Source organism: Corynebacterium sp. (assembly GCF_030532325.1).
GTDB lineage: Bacteria > Actinomycetota > Actinomycetes > Mycobacteriales > Mycobacteriaceae > Corynebacterium.
The window spans coordinates 1-20,031 of the sequence record NZ_JAUNLS010000001.1; the positions used below are offsets into that span (position 1 = coordinate 1).

The 20,031-nt window shown below is 55.6% G+C and carries 17 protein-coding genes and 1 tRNA gene; 8 read left to right on the forward strand and 10 right to left on the reverse strand.

The features are described from left to right. Positions 1-644: 644 nt before the first annotated feature. The 4 genes from wecC to Q4E25_RS00020 all read right to left on the reverse strand — a co-directional run bounded on the left by wecC (position 645) and on the right by Q4E25_RS00020 (position 6,131). On the reverse strand, positions 645-1,889 hold the full coding sequence (gene wecC / locus Q4E25_RS00005) for a UDP-N-acetyl-D-mannosamine dehydrogenase (protein WP_303152665.1): 1,245 nt from the start codon (positions 1,887-1,889) through the stop codon (positions 645-647). A gap of 42 nt (positions 1,890-1,931) precedes the next feature. Then, a complete protein-coding gene (locus tag Q4E25_RS00010; RefSeq protein WP_303152667.1) occupies positions 1,932-2,927 on the reverse strand; it encodes a polysaccharide pyruvyl transferase family protein in 996 nt (331 codons plus the stop codon). Positions 2,928-2,949: 22 nt separating this feature from the next. Further along, a complete protein-coding gene (locus Q4E25_RS00015; RefSeq protein WP_303152669.1) occupies positions 2,950-4,650 on the reverse strand; it encodes a glycosyltransferase in 1,701 nt (566 codons plus the stop codon). 140 nt (positions 4,651-4,790) lie between these two features. After that, on the reverse strand, positions 4,791-6,131 hold the full coding sequence (locus Q4E25_RS00020) for a hypothetical protein (protein ID WP_303152671.1): 1,341 nt from the start codon (positions 6,129-6,131) through the stop codon (positions 4,791-4,793). Between the two features lie 230 nt (positions 6,132-6,361). Here Q4E25_RS00020 and Q4E25_RS00025 point away from each other — a divergent pair, with 230 nt between their 5' ends. Both Q4E25_RS00025 and Q4E25_RS00030 read left to right on the forward strand, forming a co-directional pair. Beyond that, positions 6,362-7,225 (forward strand): ABC transporter permease, encoded by an 864-nt coding sequence (locus Q4E25_RS00025; protein WP_303152673.1) that lies wholly within the window; start codon positions 6,362-6,364, stop codon positions 7,223-7,225. Beyond that, complete coding sequence (locus Q4E25_RS00030) at positions 7,212-8,066, forward strand: ABC transporter ATP-binding protein (RefSeq protein WP_303152674.1); 855 nt, start codon at positions 7,212-7,214, stop codon at positions 8,064-8,066. The genes Q4E25_RS00025 and Q4E25_RS00030 overlap by 14 nt, the downstream gene beginning before the upstream one ends. On the opposite strand, the gene Q4E25_RS00035 is transcribed toward Q4E25_RS00030, so the two are convergent. Continuing rightward, positions 8,048-9,586 carry a glycosyltransferase gene (locus Q4E25_RS00035; RefSeq protein WP_303152675.1) on the reverse strand — a complete coding sequence of 513 codons (1,539 nt, stop codon included), beginning with the start codon at positions 9,584-9,586 and terminating at the stop codon, positions 8,048-8,050. The genes Q4E25_RS00030 and Q4E25_RS00035 overlap by 19 nt on opposite strands. Positions 9,587-9,599: 13 nt before the next feature. Then, complete coding sequence (locus tag Q4E25_RS00040; RefSeq protein WP_303152677.1) at positions 9,600-10,943, reverse strand: glycosyltransferase family 4 protein; 1,344 nt, start codon at positions 10,941-10,943, stop codon at positions 9,600-9,602. A 194-nt stretch (positions 10,944-11,137) separates the two neighbouring features. On the opposite strand from Q4E25_RS00040, the gene Q4E25_RS00045 reads away from it, so the two are divergent. Beyond that, a tRNA-Asn gene (locus Q4E25_RS00045) sits at positions 11,138-11,210 on the forward strand. Positions 11,211-11,419: 209 nt separating this feature from the next. Here Q4E25_RS00045 and Q4E25_RS00050 read toward each other — a convergent pair. Then, the gene (locus Q4E25_RS00050; RefSeq protein WP_303152678.1) at positions 11,420-12,643 is read right to left on the reverse strand and encodes a site-specific integrase; all 1,224 of its coding nucleotides are present in this window, start codon (positions 12,641-12,643) and stop codon (positions 11,420-11,422) included. A gap of 141 nt (positions 12,644-12,784) precedes the next feature. Continuing rightward, complete coding sequence (gene wecB / locus Q4E25_RS00055) at positions 12,785-13,987, reverse strand: non-hydrolyzing UDP-N-acetylglucosamine 2-epimerase (protein ID WP_303152681.1); 1,203 nt, start codon at positions 13,985-13,987, stop codon at positions 12,785-12,787. A gap of 239 nt (positions 13,988-14,226) precedes the next feature. On the opposite strand from wecB, the gene Q4E25_RS00060 reads away from it, so the two are divergent. Further along, positions 14,227-14,496: a hypothetical protein gene (locus tag Q4E25_RS00060; protein WP_303152683.1), complete on the forward strand. Its 270-nt coding sequence runs from the start codon at positions 14,227-14,229 to the stop codon at positions 14,494-14,496. A gap of 18 nt (positions 14,497-14,514) precedes the next feature. Here Q4E25_RS00060 and dnaG read toward each other — a convergent pair whose 3' ends face one another. Next, the gene (gene dnaG / locus Q4E25_RS00065) at positions 14,515-16,449 is read right to left on the reverse strand and encodes a DNA primase (RefSeq protein ID WP_303152685.1); all 1,935 of its coding nucleotides are present in this window, start codon (positions 16,447-16,449) and stop codon (positions 14,515-14,517) included. 72 nt (positions 16,450-16,521) lie between these two features. Here dnaG and Q4E25_RS00070 point away from each other — a divergent pair, with 72 nt between their 5' ends. From Q4E25_RS00070 to Q4E25_RS00085, 4 genes are all read left to right on the forward strand, one after another. Beyond that, positions 16,522-17,166, forward strand: coding sequence for a hypothetical protein (locus tag Q4E25_RS00070; RefSeq protein ID WP_303152687.1), 645 nt, complete (start codon positions 16,522-16,524; stop codon positions 17,164-17,166). A 127-nt stretch (positions 17,167-17,293) separates the two neighbouring features. After that, positions 17,294-17,773 (forward strand): ribonuclease domain-containing protein, encoded by a 480-nt coding sequence (locus Q4E25_RS00075; protein WP_303152688.1) that lies wholly within the window; start codon positions 17,294-17,296, stop codon positions 17,771-17,773. After that, complete coding sequence (locus Q4E25_RS00080; RefSeq protein ID WP_303152690.1) at positions 17,763-18,011, forward strand: hypothetical protein; 249 nt, start codon at positions 17,763-17,765, stop codon at positions 18,009-18,011. The genes Q4E25_RS00075 and Q4E25_RS00080 overlap by 11 nt, the downstream gene beginning before the upstream one ends. A 190-nt stretch (positions 18,012-18,201) precedes the next feature. Then, positions 18,202-18,543: a helix-turn-helix transcriptional regulator gene (locus Q4E25_RS00085; RefSeq protein ID WP_303152692.1), complete on the forward strand. Its 342-nt coding sequence runs from the start codon at positions 18,202-18,204 to the stop codon at positions 18,541-18,543. A 168-nt stretch (positions 18,544-18,711) separates the two neighbouring features. Here the strand turns inward: Q4E25_RS00085 and Q4E25_RS00090 are convergent, their stop codons facing one another. Next, on the reverse strand, positions 18,712-20,031 hold the full coding sequence (locus Q4E25_RS00090) for a deoxyguanosinetriphosphate triphosphohydrolase (RefSeq protein ID WP_303152694.1): 1,320 nt from the start codon (positions 20,029-20,031) through the stop codon (positions 18,712-18,714).

Consider the following 20,031-nt stretch of genomic DNA (forward strand, 5'->3'; position numbering starts at 1 on the left):
CACAACTAATCACCAAGATTCGAAACCAGATACACCACTACCCAGGACTTGACCACCGCCCAGCGTTGTCGAGTCAGCAGCCTGTCTGATAGAACGGCGCCCCAAGAATGCCAGTAGACGTCACAATGATGACACAGGGCACATCATCACCAATGAGCGATCAATTTTGAAGGCCCAAGGCCGTGCAGAAAACAGTCCCATTACGAGGGATTACTGCCCCCCTTGACGTGCTGTACGACACGAGCCGCCGAGCTTTCGCGCAATCTACCCCCTCCTCGCTTCCTCATCAGCATTTTCGTCATGCCCCGTCTTCCCTTTCTACGAAGGAAAGCCGAACCTGCGGCAGTTCACTTTTCACTTTGCAGGCGAAGATTCGAGCCGCACCAGCTCGAGCAAAGCTAGATAAGCCCCCCCCAGTCACACGATGAGTGTCAGCACAGCCAAGCTGGACCTCAGGTAGTAACAGCCGAGTTCAAGGAATTAGACACAAAGCACAGCCTTAAGATTCTTCCTTAACCGCAACCCGGGATAGAGATATACGAGTAGAGAGCCCCTAAGGCATTCTGCTCTATTCCGAAACCAGCTCAACTGCAGAACCCGCAGAGCACCTAGGGCTACAACTCATCGGCTTCTGTACTTCACCACTACCGCCAGATTCCTTTTGTATCGATCACCGTCTTCCCTGAAAGCATCTCTCGAGGAATATAGCGGAATTCATCGTGATCCACCAACAACACGCATACCTTACAAGCCGAAACGGCATCATCAATGGAGCTCAGGGTGACATTTGGAAAGCCAGCCAATCTGGCCGGTAAGTGATGTATATTTGGCTCCACCACATGGTGGCGGACATCGGGAAGTTCATTTGCCAGAGACTCTGCGATGGCCAATGACGGAGACTCACGAAGATCGTCAATATTCGCTTTGAAAGACAGCCCTAAAATCGCAAGCTCGGTCGCTCCAGTTGCAGCTATAGCTTCCTTCACCCTCTCAATCACCCAGAGAGGTTTACTGTCATTCACTTCTCTTGCAGTCCGAATCAGCTTGGAGTTTTCGCGATCAGCTGCGACGATAAACCAGGGATAGACTGCAATGCAGTGGCCGCCGACGCCGGGACCCGGCTGCAGAATGTTTACGCGTGGATGATGGTTCGCGAGGGAAATCAACTCCCAAACATCGACGCCTAGGTCATGAGCAATCACTGACAACTCATTAGCAAAAGCAATGTTAACGTCGCGGAACGAGTTCTCAGTCAGTTTGGCCATTTCGGCGGTAATAGCATTGCTCTCTAGCAGTTCGCCTTCACAAAATGACCCGTAAACTTCTCGCGCTGCCGCCGTAGCCCTCGGTGTCATGCCACCGATAATCCTGTCGTTACTGCGAAGCTCTTCCAGAGCGCGGCCAGGAAGAATACGTTCCGGGCAATGGGCAAACAAAAGCGCATCATTCGCTGCTTCAGCGTCAACAACATCAGCACGGAGATCCGGCCTCAGGTCTAAGATCCGCCTTGCCATCTTTTCTGTCGTACGCGGCGGAGAGGTCGATTCCAATACAATGAGCTCGCCCCCTTCTAAATGCGGCGCGATCCCCTCGGCTGCTGCATAAATATAGGTCATGTCCACGGAGTGATCGGACTGGAACGGAGTTGGAACGGCAACGACGTATGCATCGGCGTGCACTTGCTCCGTTGTGGCACGAAAACGACCGCTCTCTAATGCCTCATTAAGCGCGCCCTCGAGTCCAGGCTCGACAATTGTAACCTCGCCCTTGTTGATCTTCTCTACATTGGATTCATTGATATCAACTCCTGTGACGTCATGACCCGCGTTCGCAAGAACGACAGCTGTAGGCAACCCAATATAGCCTAACCCTACAAATGAAATGTGCATGTTAAATCCTCCTTAGAAATGCCGACGACCGATTAATCGAACCTACGCGATCGCCTTTGCGATCTCGTTCTTTAGCAATTCGTACCCTGCACGTGATCCCCTCAACAACCAGTAGCGTGTTTGCGGTGAAATTCTCGCCGGGTACCACGACAGCCGTTTGTAAAGCTCTGGATGCGTATAGCTTTGCAGCATTTCAGAGCGGTCAATCATCTTTAGAAAGTTTCGGTTTTTCGGTGTCACAGACATCGCGATGGTAGGTACACCGTACATTGCTGCGACAATCATTCCATGGAACTTGATTGAGGCCAGAGCCGAAAGGGAAGAGATCTCAGCGCACATCTCGTTAAGATCTTCCGTATAGACAATCTCATCTCCCTCAGATGCAATTATTTTCGCACGCTCATAGTCCGCCCTGCCTAGCTCCTGATTTGCCAGGACAATATGCTTTACCTTGTAGTCCATCCGTCGGGCCTCTTCAATGAGCCTTTGAACAGGGGACATGTCCTGACTAAGAGAACGGTGTTCACGCATCACAACACCCAAAGTCTTTTCATGCGACTTTCGCTTTGCTGGTCGCTTGTAGGAACAGACCGGGTCTGGATGCCAAGTCAATTTGTCGCCCAGCCCCAAGTTGGATTCCAACCAGTTGTAGCTTTCTACGTCACGGGCAACGACCAGTTTGCAGTTTTCATGTTGCATAAAACTCCGATAGTACGCAATGGTGGAATCTTTTTGACGTCGCGTATTTGGCACTCCAATGCCAAATACAAACACTGGTTTCTCCAAAAACTCTTCACACCAGTAGAGTCCAGATACATTCACTGGATTGATTAAGTCGCCACCGCCGATAAGGACTGCATCCACTTCGGATACGATCTCCGCAACCGGACGACTAAAGTACGGAGCTTTGGTCAGGTCATTCGCCACGATAAGCTCGTAGTCTTCACCCAACTGCTGGCGGTGAGTCTCAAGGAACAGCTCATCTCCAAAATTCCCCCACCCGAAAAAACCCACCAACAGGATCTTCTTCCTCGTCATTTTTCCTTACCTTCCGATGTAGTTATTTCAGTCCATAATCTGCAGGCTCTTTACCATACAACAGAGAGATCTCCGCGAGAATCTGTATTGCACTCGCCAGTCCATCGGAGTCGACGTTTTCGAGCTTCTTCATGTACCAATTGCGCATGAAGGAATCAAATTGATTTGTAACGTACGCGTCGTAAACTCCCATCTCCTTCAGAGCCGCTACCTGGCGTTTCTCCAACGTCAAACAACGCTTGAAGTAGTCCTCCGTTACGCGGTTTGTCACAGAGCCGTCACGTTCCGCGTAATAAATAATGTATGCATCACTCACAAAAAGCGGATTAACAGCATAGAAAAGGATTTCCCACCCAAAAAGTGTGTCCTGTCCCGCGGCACCCTCCACAAACTTTACGCCGTTTTTCTCCAGCAAATCTTTTCTCATCACAGATGCCTGCGAAGAAACAACGGGGAACTTCCCCCGATCAAAAAAGGACTCCTTTGCGTCTGCAACGAGTGTCGGCTCCTTTTCAGTATGCCGACCGGTCCACTTCACTTCACGGCCAACCTTCACCTGGAAGCCTGAGACGAGGTCACACAAGTTCCCATTGCTTCGAACAGAATGGTAGTGGTCAAGAAGTTTGCTGTATCCCGCTTCCGAAATCTCGTTATCCGGATCCAAGAAAGTTACAAGCTCGGTTTTTGCCAACTCCAAGCCCCGATTTCGAGCACGCGATGCAGTTCCGCTTCCTCCATCGAAAAACCCATGAAATTCTACATTTTCATAATGGGCAGCAATCTCGCGACAAATATCTATGGTTTCATTGTCGGTTGATCCATCATCAATCAGCAAGATTTTAAAGCTCCGCCAGTTCGGGTCTCGTTTAATACTTGCCATGCATTTCGCTTTTAAGAATCGTCCATTGTTGAAGACAGGAACAATGATAGTCAGCGCTTTCTCTTCAACCTTTTTGGCTTCACTCACAGCAGCGACATAGTTTGAATAGCCAACACCGAATGGATCAGCGAAATACCCCTGACCATGAAATTCCGACAGCTCGCCGAGAACGAACTCTTCAGCACCTTCACTTGAAGCGTCGAGGATTGTCAAGCAGCGATCCGTCGCACGACTCTCATATTCATGTACCCGGCCGCGACGGTACTCGCCATCTGAGAAGCAAACATCTTGGCTGATGAAATCGGAATCGGTGTACACGAACCCCGCCAGCTTACTGGCTACATAGTATTTGTCATATGCATATTGCTGCGAAATCGCCCCAACATATCCGTAGTTACCATCTGCAACGAGACGCAAGAACTCGGCTTCGCTCTTTGCGACTTCGATTTCTGCGAATTCTTGCCTTGCTTTAAAGCCCTCAACATCGATGCCGTCAACGGCATATAACAGCACTTTCGAAGAGCGCTCGTCGGCTTCCGGCAAACCAACAGCACGGCACATGGAACTAACCACCGCAAAGCTATTCAACCGCAACTGCGAGTCAACGAGAAGCTCGTTGGCAACTTGCAATTCCTCCAAGAAGTTCGCTTCCCCGTCAAACGCCCGCAGTTTGGTAACTTCCGGAACTATTCGCATCTCAGGGAACTTGTTAAAAACTGAGCGAGCATAGTTCGAAATTACCGGTTTTCCCTGTGCTTGTAGCTCGTAAACTCTCATCGCGCACATGGTTGGGCTAGTTTTAATCGAATTGAAATTCAAGCTGTACTTAAAAAGCTTATGCATGTTTTGTAACAATGCATGAGGCACAGGTCCCACGATGCTCTCTTGGAAAGCTTGAGGAAATTCAAGTTGGCCAGACTTAAAGTTCCTGTCCAAGATAAGTAGGTGCCTGGCTCGGTTCGGGATTGACTCGAAAATCGTATTCATATCCCGGGTGCGCTCTGCATAACGCTCGGGGTACGAACCGGCAAAAAAGCACGATTAAAGTTGTGCCGCCAAGTTCCAATCGGATTGTTTACCTTTGGATTAGCCCCGTATTCACCGTAATAAACGTTTTCATTGCCGAGCTCGTGTTTGTACTTCGCGATCATATTCGCGTCGGAGGTAAACACATGATCAAACTTCTCTGCGATGGGCAGAAAGTAGTCAGAATTCGATGGATCCTCGATCGATTGAAAAATTGTAGGAACATCGTGCCTCTTAGCCCAATGTAAGATACCGTCTAGTGCAGTAGCAGGCTTTTCCCTGAACTTAACACCCTTCCACTCCTCGTCAGATAGTCCTTTCCAGCACGTCACGTAAAGGATGGCGTCGACCGGGGTATCCTCCAGCTGCCGTGAGTAATTTTCCGGGGTAAGATAGATGACTTCTTCAAAAGCATCTTTATAAAAATTGTACATGTACTCGTCAGTTATGATACCCAAACGAGCGGAAATCTTATGATAGTGCCGAGAGCCGTTAGAGGTCGGCAACGACGCCGCCATCTCGCTGAGCACCTCGCGCACCATCACTTCGCGTGCGGCCGAAATAGGCCCATCCGAACGAGCTGAAACCACCGTCGAACGGGGCTCTGCCGCACCTGAAATATCTCCTCCCTGCAACTCTAAAGCAAGTAGCTCATCTCTAACGATGTTGAGGTTTGCTTCGGTGCTATCGAGACGCTCAAAAAGCTCCCTAAGCTTAGGAGATCCCGCGCGTTTCAAGTCGTGAATTTGAGTGACCTTACCCTCACCGAGTTCACCTTGCACTCGGGAGTAGTCCATCGAGATCCAGTTGACTGAGATCTCCCCTCGGCCAACCAACCTAAGACACGGCAGAATGTACTTTGTGTTTGGGTTGAGCCGCACAAGTGCACCGCGACTCGGAGCTAGCGTAGCTTCACCGATACGCTTCCGCGTAGCATCAAATTCCAAAATAACGACAGTGCAGCGGACATTTGTTGTCGTTGAGACCGAAACCTGCACGCCAATACGTTCTGCGCCCTGGGTTTCGAAACCAGAACTTCTGCCCAACTTCTTAAAATCACGGTCGGTGCCGTTGTTCACCAAGTAAACCGGCCCGTCATCGGAAAGGGTTACCTCGGTTCGCCCCAGTGTATCCACAGAAACTCTTGGAGGGTTCAAGAGCCTCGAGCTCCATCCTCGCGATGATACAAAACTGCCCGAGGTGTTTGCGATGTCAAAGAAGCGGTAAGCTGGCGAAACAACCTTGCCCGCAGCTTCCGAATTGCGTATCCTACCCCAAATCTTTTTCCCGTATTTCATCGCTCCTCGGCTTTCCACATCCCGGTTAATTGATCCATAACTTCAGGGAAGTATAGTCGATCAATGGAGTCGAGTCTTGCCCGAAGACAGAAATTCCTTGTCGCACCTTTTGCCATACAAGAACACACACGGCGTTCCAAGACGGCTTTTACTTTTAGCGGAAACAGCCAAATGATGCAGTGCACGTTATGTGCAGCTTACATAGACATTTACGAAAAAGAAGCGAATCAATGAATAGTAAGACTGAAGAAACACTACTCGTCGACAGCAGCCATCTTCATCCAGTTTTCACTCGGCCAGGTTTTATTTCATATATCGGCTTAATTTGGTCCCGTCGCCACTTTATCTTGCTTGACGCAAAAAGTCGCGCTTTCAATACGGGAAATGGAACATTTCTTGGGAAATTCTGGATACTACTAAATCCTGCATTCCAGGTCGCGGTGTACGCTTTGGTTTTTGGAGTGATTCTCAAGACCACCCGAGGTATCGACAATTTCGTAGGGTTTCTAACGATCGGCGTTATCTACTTCGGATTCTTTAGCAAAGGCTTAAACGGCGGCGTAAACCTAATTCAGAAATCCAGAAGCTTTCTTTCCACTTTCAGCTTTCCTGCTGCTTCTTTAGTTTTTTCCCTCAATCTTCGACAGTTTATCGACAACTTAGCCCCAGCAACGGTCGCAGTCATCTTCGCCCTGCTACTACAACCTAAAGATCCTCCAAACTTCTCCATATTTGGCTTGATACCTTTATATATACTGATCTCAGTATTCAATATTGGGCTAACATTCATAGTTGCGAGAGCGACTGCTTTCATCCCCGATCTGAAGTCCATCTTAAATGTGTTCACCCGAGGATTGTTTTTTATCTCCGGTGTCTTCTACTCTGTCGAAAGGTTCAGCTCTAACACGCAGGTAGAGAAGATCGTCGAGTACAATCCGATTTATACTTTTTTACAATGCGTGCGCCAGATTGTCCTAGACGGCCAGTTGCCTTCTTTGGCTACTTGGACTTACTTGTCCGTCTGGACTATCGGCCTTTCTACTATCGGTATATTGTATTTTTGGCAAGCGGAGAATAGGTATGTTGCCAGTTGAGAACGCTACTGTAGTAGCTCGAGACGTCTCAAAGACTTTCATGGTTGGGAAGGGCGGAAGGAAGGCGCTTCCGTGGCAAAAAGGAAATATTTCGGTACCAGCTCTTCGCGATATAAACTTGGTGGCGCGAAGAGGCCAGTGCATCGGCGTCATCGGCAAGAACGGCTCAGGCAAGAGCACCTTGATGCGTCTGCTTTCGGGCGCCGAAGCACCAACAACAGGCGATGTCTTAGTATCAGGCAAACCGACGCTCCTTAGCGTAAATGCTGCGCTTCAAAATCAATTGGATGCAGAGACAAATATCCGTCTTGGTTTGATGGCAATGGGTCTTTCAAATGAGAAGGCGGCGGGACTGATTCCAGACATTCTAGAATGGACTGAGTTGCAGGAAGCAATCGGCCGCCCGATTGCGACTTTTTCATCTGGCATGCGAGCTCGCTTGAAGTTTGGTATCGCTACGGCAGTCAGGCGCGAAATTCTTTTGGTAGACGAGGCCCTATCGACTGGTGATAGTAGTTTCACTGAAAAGGCTGAGGAGCGCATGCGTGGTTTTCTTGAGGCGGCTGGAACGGTATTTATTGTGTCACACAGTTCATCAACTATTCGGAAGTTCTGCAATCGGGCAATTTGGCTGCATGAAGGCGAAATGATCGCAGATGGAGATACGGAATTTATTACGAAGACATATTTATCCTGGTCACGAAATGTCGCCGACGGTATGCAGGAGAGGGCAAATGAACTAATTCAGAATCGAAAAGATGACATAACCAAAGCCACTATTCTCTTCGACAGGGAAGTAGCAAAGTACTTAGAGAAGCCATCTCAGATTATGCTTTCATAAATGACTCTCGTTTTTCTTGCGGCTTTCTGCCATGTTTTAGTTTTCACGGCTTCTCTTCGATTGTTTCGCTCATCGGGATTTTCGCTAAGCGCCGCGGCCACACAGTCAGCAAAGCTGTCGATACTTCCCGGTTCAAAGTAGTATTCTCGCTCCTGCGTCACTTCGCGCAAAGCTGGAAGATCCGAAGCTACCACTGGGACCCCTAGGGCCATCGCCTGCATGGGCTTTAGGGGGGTCACATTTCTCGTTACCCAAGAATCAATCCTTGGGATGCAAAATACGTCGATCGCTCCGTACCATTTCCATACTTGGTCGTTTGCGATCTCGCCGGGGAAAAAGACACGATCCGCAATTCCTAACTCTTGTGCGATCTCTTTTAGTCTAGGCAGATCCTCACCTTTTCCTACAATTACACCAACGAGCTTCGAATTTCGCGCTATCAATTCGAGAAGCAGATCTAAGCCCTCATAACTCACAAGTGAAGTAACCGTACCTATCAGCTTTGACTCTTCTGGAAGGCCAAGTTCAAGCCGCAGGTTACTTTGACTGAATGTACGCTCTGTTTCGCCCCCGTCAATTGCGTTCGGGATGACAGTTATCTTGTTTTTGGCAATTCCTCGCTGAACGAGGGTATTTCGTTGCGTTTCACTTAATGAAATAACGGCATCGGCAGCCCGCATACATGCAATTTCAGCTTCACGAGCCTTCAGAAAGTACTCTGATTTCTCCGCGTATTTATAAAGGCTGGGTTCGAACTTGGAGAGCCATGTCGCCTCGGGTTCGCCTCGAACTTCGTAGACCCAGGGTATATTCAGCCTGCGCGCAGCTTCCCCCGCAATTAGTCCGTTTGAGAAGGGAGTCGTGGTGTGGATGACGTTAGGCCGAACAATTCTCGCAATTTGTTTGATAGCCCTGACCATGGCTTCCTGACGACCGAACGGAGCTTCTTCGAAAAGCCAAGGTGTCAGATGAAAGTAAGTTACCCCTTCTACCGTTGTCTTAGGTTTTCGCGTAAATTTTCCTATTGAAAAGGGGTAGCCGTATCTTGTCAGTGCGCACGGCTCCATTCCGCTTGCCGCTTGAGCTTCAAATAGTTTTGATGAGCGGAAAGTGTAGCCAGAAGTCGTGAAGGGTCGACAGTTGTTCACGAGGTGAAGAACCTTAATACCGCCACGAGCGGTCTTGTCAGGCCCTGGAGAGCCTTGGGCCTTCTCCAACTCAATACGTCGAAACAAATCTACTGCGTGGTCGAGATGTTCCGCACGAAAATGCAAAGATCGACGCCTAGGTTTGAGGACAATAGAGTTCTTCACTGCCTCAGCCGCCTGCGAAAATTCTCCGACTTTCTCTAGATTCCGAGAACGCTCTAGCCCTGCGGGTTGGCATTGAGCGAGCAAGGACGACTTTGCCGGAGCTGTTAGAACGTCGAGTGGCACATCAAATCGACGCGCCACTAGGTTTACAAATCGGTGAGAATCCCTACTAATGTAGTTCAGTGAAAACGTGGCAGTAAAAGTCACGAATTTTAAAAGATTACGCATCAGACTCATTTCGTGTGAGACTCAGGGCTGTTTGAACGAAGGTCGCAATAGTCTGCTCCTCGGCCTTTTGACGTTCCTCCTCCACCCAGTTCTTTCCCGAGGAGCCGACAGTTGGTATCGTCGTACCTACCGCCAATTCTTCCCACAAATCCGCCAACTCTTCCGGATCTCGCGGCGGCACAACGGAGCCAGCTTGTGTCTTACGGATAAGCTCCGCGGTCTCCCCAGCAGCTACCGCAGTAATGTGCACACTATTCCTCATTAATTCATAAGTCTTCGAAGGGACCGTTCGCTGGAGCGCAGGCCAATCGTCCAAGTGTACTAAAGCTGTATCAGCCCATTCGTATTCCTTATAAAGCTGCTCGGGCGGAATCGCTCCGCTGAATTCAACTTTCAATTCTTCCTTCTGGGCAAGCCTAATCAGCTCCTGCTTTCCCACTCCAGCACCTATGAATTTAAAACAAATATCTATTCCTCTATCCCGCAGAATTCGCGCTGCATCTAGGACATTCGGCAGCCCTTGCGCCCTCCCCATTGTTCCTGCGTACAAAACCTTTAAGCTATTAGGAGACTTAACTTGTTTGATGGCGCGGGCCCGTACTGGTGTGGGGAAGACGTTTCGCAACACTGAAATTTTTTCAGCGGAGATTCCCATATTTTGCGCTAGGTCTTCTGCTAAATAAGAGGATGTTACCAATACACCTGCGGAGTGTTGCAATACCGACGTGAGCATCCGCTCCGTGCCCTTTTCTATAAACGGGAAAACGAGCTTGCCTAATATAACAGTCTTCAAAGACTGTTTCCCCAAAGAACGATTCCATCGGTCGCTGTATTTCAGCAGTTCAGGCCATGCATCTCTCAAATCAATAATGTACGGTTTATTTACCAGTTTGGCTACCACAAATGTTGACAGCGCGGTCGGCAGCGTCGGCACTGTACCAATCACTATGTCAATTTTCCGATCGCGAAGCCACTTGTTTCTCCGTAATACAACACCGATCGATGATAGTGAAATATAGGCCTGCCCCGCAGCACGCAGAACCAACGACGATGCAGAGGGGAGAAACCCACAACGAAGTATTTGCTCGCCTAACTCACCGAACTCCACACTTTTTGCCACTCGCCAACCTTTACGAGAAGCCCACTCGGCGAACGAAATTTTTCGCTCTCCAGCAATAGGCGGCGTGATGACTAGAAAGTCATTCCCACGCCTCGAAAGCACTTCAGCCACCCATCGCCAACGACGCTGCGGCACCCCTCTTTCGGGATACCAGTACTGTGAGACAAGAAGAATTCTCACTTTAGCCCCAGCTCTCATTCGACGATGTTCCAGCATAAAAATCCTACATTACCCACATCAACGTGACGACGAAGAGCATCGAACCCGTCAAACAAGAAAGCTTCCAATTTTCGCACCCACTGAATTTCAGCTCGATTATGGCTTTGACTAGGTGATTTGCTCTGAAACAAGCCGGTCTATATAGTTAACTGTCGTTGCAGGGAGCAATAGCCGTCACCTTGCACAACCATTCCTCCATAGCTCAGTTGGCAGAGCATTCGACTGTTAATCGAAGGGTCACTGGTTCGAGCCCAGTTGGAGGAGCAAGTTAAAGCCGCCTTTTCGGGCGGCTTTTCTGCGTTTGCGGGTCACGACGCAAAATTTTTTAAGGTGCTTCGCCGCTGCCCCTAATCGGGGCAGGATGGGCCTCGTGAAGGCTCGGTCTGGGGGTACATGAGGCTAGCAAGGTTGTCGCTTTCTCGTTTGCTGCGCCGCGTTTGAACACCGGGCGTGGGTGACTACGTGTGTGCCCCTTAAAGCTCCGGGCGGAACGCCTCAAGGATGTCGTTATGGTCACCGGTGCGCCGTGCGCGCTTGATGTAGTGCCGGCCAGTAATGGCGGGACTGGTGTGACCGAGGTGCCTTGCGGCCTCCTCAGCGCCTTTCTCACGGGCAATCACAGTGGCCACCGTAGCCCGGAAGGACTTGAGCTTGACGTGCTTGAATTCCTCGCCACGAGCCTGGCGGAAGCGATTGCCAATGTTGCTCATGCTGAGCATGGTCCCGGTTTTGCTGGGAAAGACATACGGGCAAGCCGGGTCGCGCTTGTCGTAGCGCTCACGCAACATCGCCGCGAACCACTCCGGGAGGACTATCTCCCGAAACCCTGCAGCCGTCTTCGGCTCATTCTGGCGCACCAAGCGGCCGTCTTGGAGCACCGCGCATCCGCTGACCAACATCGTCGCCGGGGTGCTCGCCAAATTCACTTCCTCCCACAGCAAGGCAGGCAACTCCCCTGGCCGGATTCCTGTGGCCATCAAGCAACACACGATTCCAGTCAGATCAGTTCTCTTTCCGCTAGCCTCCCACTCGCGGATGCGTGCGAGCAAGGCACTAAACTCAGCGCGCGAAATCTCCACGGGTTGTGAAGGCGGTAATTCGGGCAGCTGTGCGCTTCTCGCGGGGTTCTGCGGCCACAGTGACAGCCCTTGGCGCTCAGCTAAAGAGAAAGCATGAAGGAGCAGGATTCGCAGGTGGCGCGCCGAAGCAAGGCTCTCCTGCGCCACGTGCGAGAGCCAGGCGTGCACCACGTGAGTTTCGCAGTCCGCCAAATGCAGGTTTCCGATACCGGGGATGCCCTTGGCACCCACGATGAAGCGGCGTGCCCGCTGGTACATGTTGACCGTCTGAATGCGGTTACGGCGGCCCAACTCACCTGTGCGCAACGCAGCCAAAGCAATGTCGACAAGCTCAAGCACCGTCATGTTTTTATGGATGGCGTAGCGGTGCTCTTGGAAGACGAGTGTCCATGCACGCTCCTCGAGTAGCGACAAGGCCTCGTCCTGAGTGCCTGCACGTTCTGCCAGGGTTATGAGGGCACCGTCGAATCCTTTCGTTCGCCCTTGAGCTATCCACGCCTTGCCGTCCCAAGTACAGGAATCGACAACGATGGCACCGACTTTCGGTTCTTCAGCGCACGGCGTTGTAGAGGGCTTAGTTGTAGAGGACTTAAAAGCCGCAATATTCCCAGAATCCATACGTTATTGGACTGAGCATTCTGCCCTTTGGTTCCGTGGTTGTTCTCTTTGCGGTTGTGCACGCAAAAGCCGCCATGAGGCTCGCTGGGGAGCCCCGTGGCGGCTTGTGGGCGGCTTGAGGTAGCTAGTGGTCTTCGCCCGCTACTGCTTTTCTTCCTCCACTACTTCCTCAAAGGAGGGAACCCGGTCAGGCTCAACTTCGACGGTGAAATCGGGCAGACGCTCGCCTACCCCGAGCAGCTCGGCAATGGCAGCCACGGAGCGCTCAGCGCCCTTGCCGTCACCGTAAGGGTTCACGGCGTTGGCCATGGCGGCGTACGCGGCGTCGTCGTCAAGCAGCAGCTTGGCCTCAGCCACGATGAGGTTGCGGTCGGTGCCCACCAGCTTCACGGTGCCGGCCACCACGGCCTCAGGGCGCTCAGTGTTGTGGCGCATGACCAGCACCGGCTTGCCCAGCGAGGGCGCTTCCTCCTGCACTCCGCCGGAATCGGTGAGGATAATGGTGGCTCGATCCTGCAGCTTGGTGAACTGGTCATACGGAAGCGGGTTGGTGATGATGACGTTGGGAAGATCCTCGACCTCCGGAAGCACGGCCTCACGGACCTTCGGGTTCAGGTGCAGCGGCAGGGCAAAGATGATGTCCGGGTAGGCCTTTGCCAGGTCCTGAACGGCGCCACCAATCTCCTTCATCGCGTCGATGTTCTCACGGCGGTGGGTGGTAACCACCACGAAGCGCTTGTCGGAGGCAGCGGCCTCAGCCAGCTTCTCATCTTCAAACTCCACGTCCCAGGTGGCGGCCTCCAGCAGCGCGTCGATGACGGTGTTACCGGTGACCACGATGTCCTTGGAACGGAAGTTCTCGCGGCGCAGGTTCTCCATGGCACCCTCGGTGGGTGCCAGGTGGAGCTCGGCTACCTGGCCGATGATCTTGCGGTTGGCTTCCTCCGGGAACGGCGAGTAGATATTTCCGGTGCGCAGGCCAGCCTCCAGGTGGACGACCTGCACGCCGCGGTGGAAACCGGCCAGCGCAGCGGCCATTGCGGTGGAGGTATCGCCCTGGGAGACGATGATGTCCGGCTGCTCTTCCTCAATAATCTCGTCAAGGCCCGCAATGGCTCGGGAGACAATCTCATTGAGGGACTGTCCCGGCTTCATCAAACCAAGATCATGCTTCGGCTTAATGCCGAACATGGAGTTGACCTGTTCCAGCATCTCCTTGTGCTGGCCCGTAGACACGGCTACGGACTCGAAACGCTCATCGGACTCCAGTGCCTTGATGAGCGGGGCAACCTTGATGGCCTCCGGTCGCGTGCCGTACACAGTCATGATCTTTGGCTTTGCCATGGTTCTCCTTGGAAAGAGGCGTATTCGACAAACCAATAATGGCATTTATGCGAAATATTTTTGGGAAACCGCCCCTTTGTGGGTGGAGACTGGGCAGAATACCTGCCATTCCCTGCCGCAGAGCAGCACGGTAGGCTAGGAGTAGTTCAGCTCTGGTCCCGCGAGGAAATCAGAGCTCAGCCCAGTCCAAAACTCAAGGCTCGGCATCCGGCCGGGCCGTGGAAGGATGTCTTTTTCACATGATCCAATTCGTTGTCGGCGCTGCCGCTGGATACGTCTTCGGCACCAAGGCTGGCCGCAAGCGATACCACCAGATCAAGGACGCGTACGAAAAGGCCATCAACTCCCCCGTCACCAAGTCCGTGGTGCGCAACACCCGCAAGGCCATCGCTGACCGCCTGGATCCGGAGCCGCGCATGCGTGAGGTCAAGGACCTGCGCCGCGGGCGTAAGGACAGCGCGGACTCCATTGAGAGTAAGGACCAGATCTTCGAACCGGATGAGGACTAAGAAATAGCCCCGCGCCCCTTACTCCCCCGGCACCCCGCGAAACGCCCGGTCGTTGAGCTCCCGGCGGGCTTGCTCGAGGGCGACGAGGTCGGCGAACAGCGAGTTGAAGGCGGCTTCGTCGTCGGCGGGGCGCATGCGGCCTAGTTGGGCCTTGATCTGGGCAATCTGGTTGCCCACGCGGGCTTCCTGCAGGCGGGAGAGCACGGAGTCGGCGTAGGCCTCCAGCGTGGTGCCGGGGCTGCCGGTCTCTCCCAGCTTGATGGGCTCCACGGCCAGCTCGCTGACAAAGTTGCGGGCGGTGAAATCGAGCATCTCCCCCGCCACGCTGGCAATCCACTCCACGCTGGGCAGCGTCGCGCCGGCCTCCACGCCGCCGACGGTGGCGATGGCCTGGCGGACGGTGCGGTAGGCGTCGTTAGTGTAGGCGTCCTCCGCAATGCCATCGAAGTAGGAGCCGGCCACCGCCGGGTACTGCAGGGCCAGCTTGAGGGCCTCACGCTGCGGCCACAGGTGCAGCTCCCGGGGGCTGGGCACGTGGAAGACGGGGATGTCCTGCTGCGCCTTGACGGCGGTGGTTTCCGCCAGGGAGGCAAAGCGCGGCTTGTCCTGCTTCTTGGGCTTGCGGGCCTCGGCCTGGACCTGGCGCAGGACTTCCTCAGGATCAGGCCAGCCCACCCAGCCGGCCAGGCGGCGGGCGTACTCGCGCTGCAGGGGGGCGTCGCGAATCTGCGCCACCACCGGCACCGCGCGGCGCAGCGCCTGCAAGCGGCCCTCGGCGGTGTCGATGCGGAACTTATCGATGACCGCGCGGATGACAAACTCAAACATCGGGATGCGGTCAGCCACGAGGTCGCGCACGGCGGCGTCGCCGCGCTCCAAGCGCAGATCGCAGGGGTCCATGCCATCAGGAGCCACGGAGACAAAGGACTGCCCGGTAAAGGACTGCTCGCCCTGGAAGGCGCGCATGGCGGCCTTCTGGCCGGCCTCGTCGCCGTCGAAGGTGTAGATGAGCTCGCCGTGGAAGTAGGAATCATCGAGCATGAGCCGGCGCAGCACCTGCAGGTGCTCGCCACCAAAGGCCGTGCCGCAGGAGGCCACGGCGGTGGTCACCCCGGCGGCGTACATGGCCATGACGTCCGTGTAGCCCTCCACGATCACCGCCTGGTGCTGCTCGGCGATGTTGCGCTTGGCCAGGTCCAGTCCAAAGAGCACCTTGGACTTGTGGTAAAGCATGGTATCCGGCGTGTTCATATACTTGCCCAGCTTGTCATCCTCGAAGAGCTTGCGCGCGCCGAAGCCAATGACGTTGCCGGAGAGATCCTTGATGGGCCACAGCAGGCGGCGGTGGAAGCGGTCAATGGGCCCGCGCTTGCCCATCTTGGACAGGCCGGCGGCCTCCAGCTCCTCAAAGGAAAAGCCCATGCGCAGCAGGTGCTTGGTCAGCGTGTCCCAGCCCTCCGGGGCGTAGCCGCACTCGAAGGTGTAGATGATCTCCTTGGAAAAGCCGCGGTCCAGCAGGAACTCGCGGCCGGCGGCGGCCTGCGGGGTCTCCAACTGCTGGCGGTAGAACTCGTGGGCGGCCTTGTTCGCGGCAATGAGCCGCTGACGGGTGCCGGGTTTTTCATCGCGCGCACCGGTGCTGCCGCCCTGGTAGTTGATGTGGTAGCCAATCTTCTGGGCCACCGCCTCGACGGCCTCGGGGAAGGAGACCTGCTCCATCTCCATGAGGAAGCTGAACACGTCGCCTCCCTTGCCGGTGGAAAAGCAGTGGTAGTAGCCACGCTGGGGGCGCACGTGGAAGGACGGGGTCTTTTCATCCTTGAAGGGGCTGAGTCCCTTGAGGGAGTCGTATCCGGCGGGCTTGAGCTGGACGTACTCGCCCACGATCTCTTCGATGGGCGCGCGCTCGCGGATCGCTTGGATATCACTCTCCGGAATTCTGCCTCGTGCCATGGAGTACATAGTAGCCGCGGCACGGATGGGGGCAGCGTTGGTGGTGACGCGGCTTCTGCCACAATGGAGCGCATGACTGAGATTTCCAAGGCTATTTCCGCCGTATCCCCCACCCCAAAGAAGGTCATGAATGATTCTGCTACCTTCTCCCCTCGCCGCTGGAAGACGGGCTGGCCCCACCACCTGCGCCGTGTGCCGCCCTTCCGCGATGACGTCACCGCCAAGCTCACCCGCGCGGAGGTCTTCCTCTTTGCCCAAGACGTCGTGGAGTCAGAGTACAACCGGGACCAGATCATCGACTTCCTCGGCGCGGTGCTTGCCTACGGCGCCGGGCAGTCCAAGGCTGTGCTGCCGCTGCAGCAGTTCCTACGCAACAAGGGCAAAGCCCACGGGCTCATCCAGGCCATCCGCCAGCTGCCGGGCAAGTCTCCGGCCGAGCAGTACGCCGCGCTCACCGCCACGGGCCTGCCGGCCAAGTTCGCCTCCCAGATTGCCTACTTCCTCGCCGGCCCGCAGGAGCCGGGGGATGACAAGCCGCTGATCATCTGCTCCAACCGCGCGCGGGTCGCCGGCCTGGATTCGGAGACGGACTGGTCCGCGGAGGAGTACGCCGAGTACCTCGCGCGGGTGCGTGAGGCTCGCGATGCCGCCGATGAGCAGCTGCCTCTCGACGCCGTCGAGTGGGCCATGCGCGAGTACGTGAAGCAGCAGGGCTAGTACTTCTCCCCCACTTCAGGGGTGGTGGCGCGGGCAACCGGGCGCGGGAATTCTCCCCGCTTTCTGAGTTGCGGACGCGTCACCAGATTTTTTGGGATTAGGCCCTATAGCTGCCAAAATGAAGGGTATGGCCCCATCTGCAGCGTCGAAAAAGTCGTGGCCCGCCCTTCTCGGCGGCCTGATTCTAGTCGTGGCCGGAGGCTACTTTGGCTTTGGCCACGACGGCCAGGGCCAGGACGGCCAGGACGCTGCCACGAGAAACGGCGCCGCTGGCTCCGCCGAGACCAGCGTGGCTGCCGTCTCCGGGTTGGAGAGCTGCCCGCTGGGAACGCTGCCACCGGAGGCGGAGGAGACCGCCGAGGACATTCTTGCCGGCGGGCCCTACGATTACCCGGACAATGACAATCAGCGCTTTGGCAACTACGAGGGCGTGCTGCCCCGTGAGGCGAAGGACTTCTACCGCGAGTACACCGTGGAGACTCCGGGCTCGCAGCATCGCGGGGCGCGGCGCATTGTCACCGGCGGCGGCACAGAGACTGATCCCGATGTCTGGTATTACACCGATGACCACTACGACTCCTTCTGCGAGATCCCCGATGCTGAATAATCACTCCAAGGTCCTCATCACCCAGCCGCTGCACACCCGCGTGGATTTCTACGCCGCCCTGGGCGCGCTGCGCGGCTGCGCGGCCTGTGACGCCCCGCGCAACCTCGACGCCCTGGCGGACTACCTGCGCGAGCACCGGGTGCGCACCATCGTGGCCTCGCAATGGCTGCTTGACGACGCCGACTCCTCCGCCATCCTCGAAGTCCTCCACGATAACAACGTCCGCCTCCTGCGCTAGCCCAAAGTCACCTCCTGCGCTGAGCCGGAAAGAACACACAGCGCAACCCGCGGGGAGAAACCGGAGAGTAATACACCCTTCGGGCCTAAATCGAACCTCCCCGTTTTCAGAGCGTTGCCATTAAGGTCTCATACGCGAGGCCGGCGCCTTCCCTCGCGCGCATGTCCGGTGGGCGCACTAGATTGGCCCTATGAGCATCGCCGACTCTGTCCTTGACGAAGATAACGCCCAGCACCTCGCCCACACCTTCCGCGCCCTAGCCAACCCCATCCGCCTGCACATCCTCTCCGTCCTCGCCGCCAAGCACGATCACAGCTGGACCAGCGAAAGGATGCAGCAGGGCTTCGGCTTAAGCCAATCCACCGTGCATTACCACCTCGCCGCACTGCAGAAGGGCGGGTTGGTCGTCGCCGAGCGCTCCCGCCCCAGCTCACTGACCACCTACACGCTCAACGACGCCACCTTCCGTCAACTGCGCGAGCTCTTCCATCTCGCCCGCCGCTACCACCGCAGTTTCTGGGAAACCTTGTAGCCCTTCCGCATAGAGACACGCCCCGCTTTAATGAAACCGTAGGCCCCTTATTGAAAACGGAAAAGTTCGATTTAGCGCGTGAAGGCATCCCACCGCTCGCGCGGTACCACTGTGGTTGGTGTGACTGCGCGCACAAGCACACCGCATCAGCGCCCCGAAAAAGGACACTCAGCCCAGAAAGCCGGAGTACTCCGCAGTGCGACGGGCCAGGCGCTCCAGGCGGGACTCCGTCATGGAGGCGATCTGATCCACGATGACGCGCTGGCGCTCGGCGTCGCTCTCCGCGCGGTGCCACCACAGGCGGAACATCGGGTCCAGCGCTCCCGGCGCGCCGGCGGAGAGATAATCAAAGACCCGGTAGATGCGCTCGCGCTGGCGGTCCTGGCGGGCCAGGTGCACCGGCTCATCCATGACGTAGAGCACCGCGATGGTCTTGAGCAGTGTGACCTCAGACTGCAGGAGCTTGGGCACCACCAGTCGGCCGTGCTGCCGGCCAAGCTGCGCGTTGGCCTCCGTGGTGGCGGCAATGGTCGCGCCCACGTAGCGTCCCACGAGCTCAGAGGTCATCGCTTTGAGCTGAGTGTAGGAGCGCAGGGAGAAGTCGAAGTCCCCCACCGCGTTGATGATGGGAAGCTCGCGGAGGGAGGCGGCGGCGTCGAGAAGCTCGGCGGCCGTACCGCCAAAGGCCTTCGCGCCCTTCTCCGCCAGGGCGGCCAGCTCCACCAGGTCCCAGAGCACGGTCAGCGAAATGCGCCCGGAGACGATACCATCCTCGACGTCGTGGACGGAGTAGGCGATGTCATCGGACCAGTCCATCGTCTGCGCCTCCATGGAGGGGCGCTGATCCTCGTGGCCCTCGCGCAGCCAGGCCAGAAGCTCGGCGTCCTCGTCGTAGCAGCCGTACTTGCGGTTGACGCTGCCGTCGGGATTGGTCTTGGTGCGCGGGTACTTGCAGGCCGCATCGAGCGAGGCGCGGGTGAGGTTAAGGCCAAAGGAATTATCTTGCTCGTCCACCACCTTTGGCTCCAGCCTGGCCAGGATGCGCAGCGTCTGCGCGTTACCCTCGAAGCCGCCGCAGTCCTGGGCCACCTCGTTGAGCGCGTTTTCGCCGTTGTGGCCGTAGGGCGGGTGCCCGATGTCATGGGTCAGCCCCGCCATATCGCAGAGGTCTGGGTCCAGGCCCAGGCCCGAGCCGATGCCACGGGCGATCTGGCCCACCTCCAGGGAGTGGGTCAGGCGCGTGCGCGGGGTGTCGCCGTCGCGCGGGCCCACCACCTGGGTCTTATCCGCCAGCCGGCGCAGCGCCGCCGAGTGCAGCACGCGCGCGCGATCCCTGGCAAAGACCCCGCGGTGGTCGGGGGCCGTATCCGCGCCGTGCCCCTGGTTGTTCCCGTGAGATCCCCTGTGGTATTCGGAGCCCTTGGGGCCCTCGTGGAAACGGCGGGCGGCATCGCTGGCGGTGTACTCATAGCCGGTGTTGAAGCTCAC

Excerpts from the sequence above, each read along its gene's own strand:
- Q4E25_RS00040 (WP_303152677.1), bottom strand. The coding sequence starts at position 10,943 with ATGCTGGAACATCGTCGAATGAGAGCTGGGGCTAAAGTGAGAATTCTT.
- dnaG (WP_303152685.1), bottom strand. The coding sequence starts at position 16,449 with ATGGCACGAGGCAGAATTCCGGAGAGTGATATCCAAGCGATCCGCGAG.
- Q4E25_RS00010 (WP_303152667.1), bottom strand. The coding sequence starts at position 2,927 with ATGACGAGGAAGAAGATCCTGTTGGTGGGTTTTTTCGGGTGGGGGAAT.
- Q4E25_RS00075 (WP_303152688.1), top strand. The coding sequence starts at position 17,294 with ATGGCCCCATCTGCAGCGTCGAAAAAGTCGTGGCCCGCCCTTCTCGGC.
- Q4E25_RS00060 (WP_303152683.1), top strand. The coding sequence starts at position 14,227 with ATGATCCAATTCGTTGTCGGCGCTGCCGCTGGATACGTCTTCGGCACC.
- Q4E25_RS00050 (WP_303152678.1), bottom strand. The coding sequence starts at position 12,643 with ATGGATTCTGGGAATATTGCGGCTTTTAAGTCCTCTACAACTAAGCCC.
- wecC (WP_303152665.1), bottom strand. The coding sequence starts at position 1,889 with ATGCACATTTCATTTGTAGGGTTAGGCTATATTGGGTTGCCTACAGCT.
- Q4E25_RS00085 (WP_303152692.1), top strand. The coding sequence starts at position 18,202 with ATGAGCATCGCCGACTCTGTCCTTGACGAAGATAACGCCCAGCACCTC.
- Q4E25_RS00015 (WP_303152669.1), bottom strand. The coding sequence starts at position 4,650 with ATGCATAAGCTTTTTAAGTACAGCTTGAATTTCAATTCGATTAAAACT.
- Q4E25_RS00025 (WP_303152673.1), top strand. The coding sequence starts at position 6,362 with ATGAATAGTAAGACTGAAGAAACACTACTCGTCGACAGCAGCCATCTT.
- Q4E25_RS00020 (WP_303152671.1), bottom strand. The coding sequence starts at position 6,131 with ATGAAATACGGGAAAAAGATTTGGGGTAGGATACGCAATTCGGAAGCT.
- Q4E25_RS00030 (WP_303152674.1), top strand. The coding sequence starts at position 7,212 with ATGTTGCCAGTTGAGAACGCTACTGTAGTAGCTCGAGACGTCTCAAAG.
- Q4E25_RS00070 (WP_303152687.1), top strand. The coding sequence starts at position 16,522 with ATGACTGAGATTTCCAAGGCTATTTCCGCCGTATCCCCCACCCCAAAG.
- wecB (WP_303152681.1), bottom strand. The coding sequence starts at position 13,987 with ATGGCAAAGCCAAAGATCATGACTGTGTACGGCACGCGACCGGAGGCC.
- Q4E25_RS00080 (WP_303152690.1), top strand. The coding sequence starts at position 17,763 with ATGCTGAATAATCACTCCAAGGTCCTCATCACCCAGCCGCTGCACACC.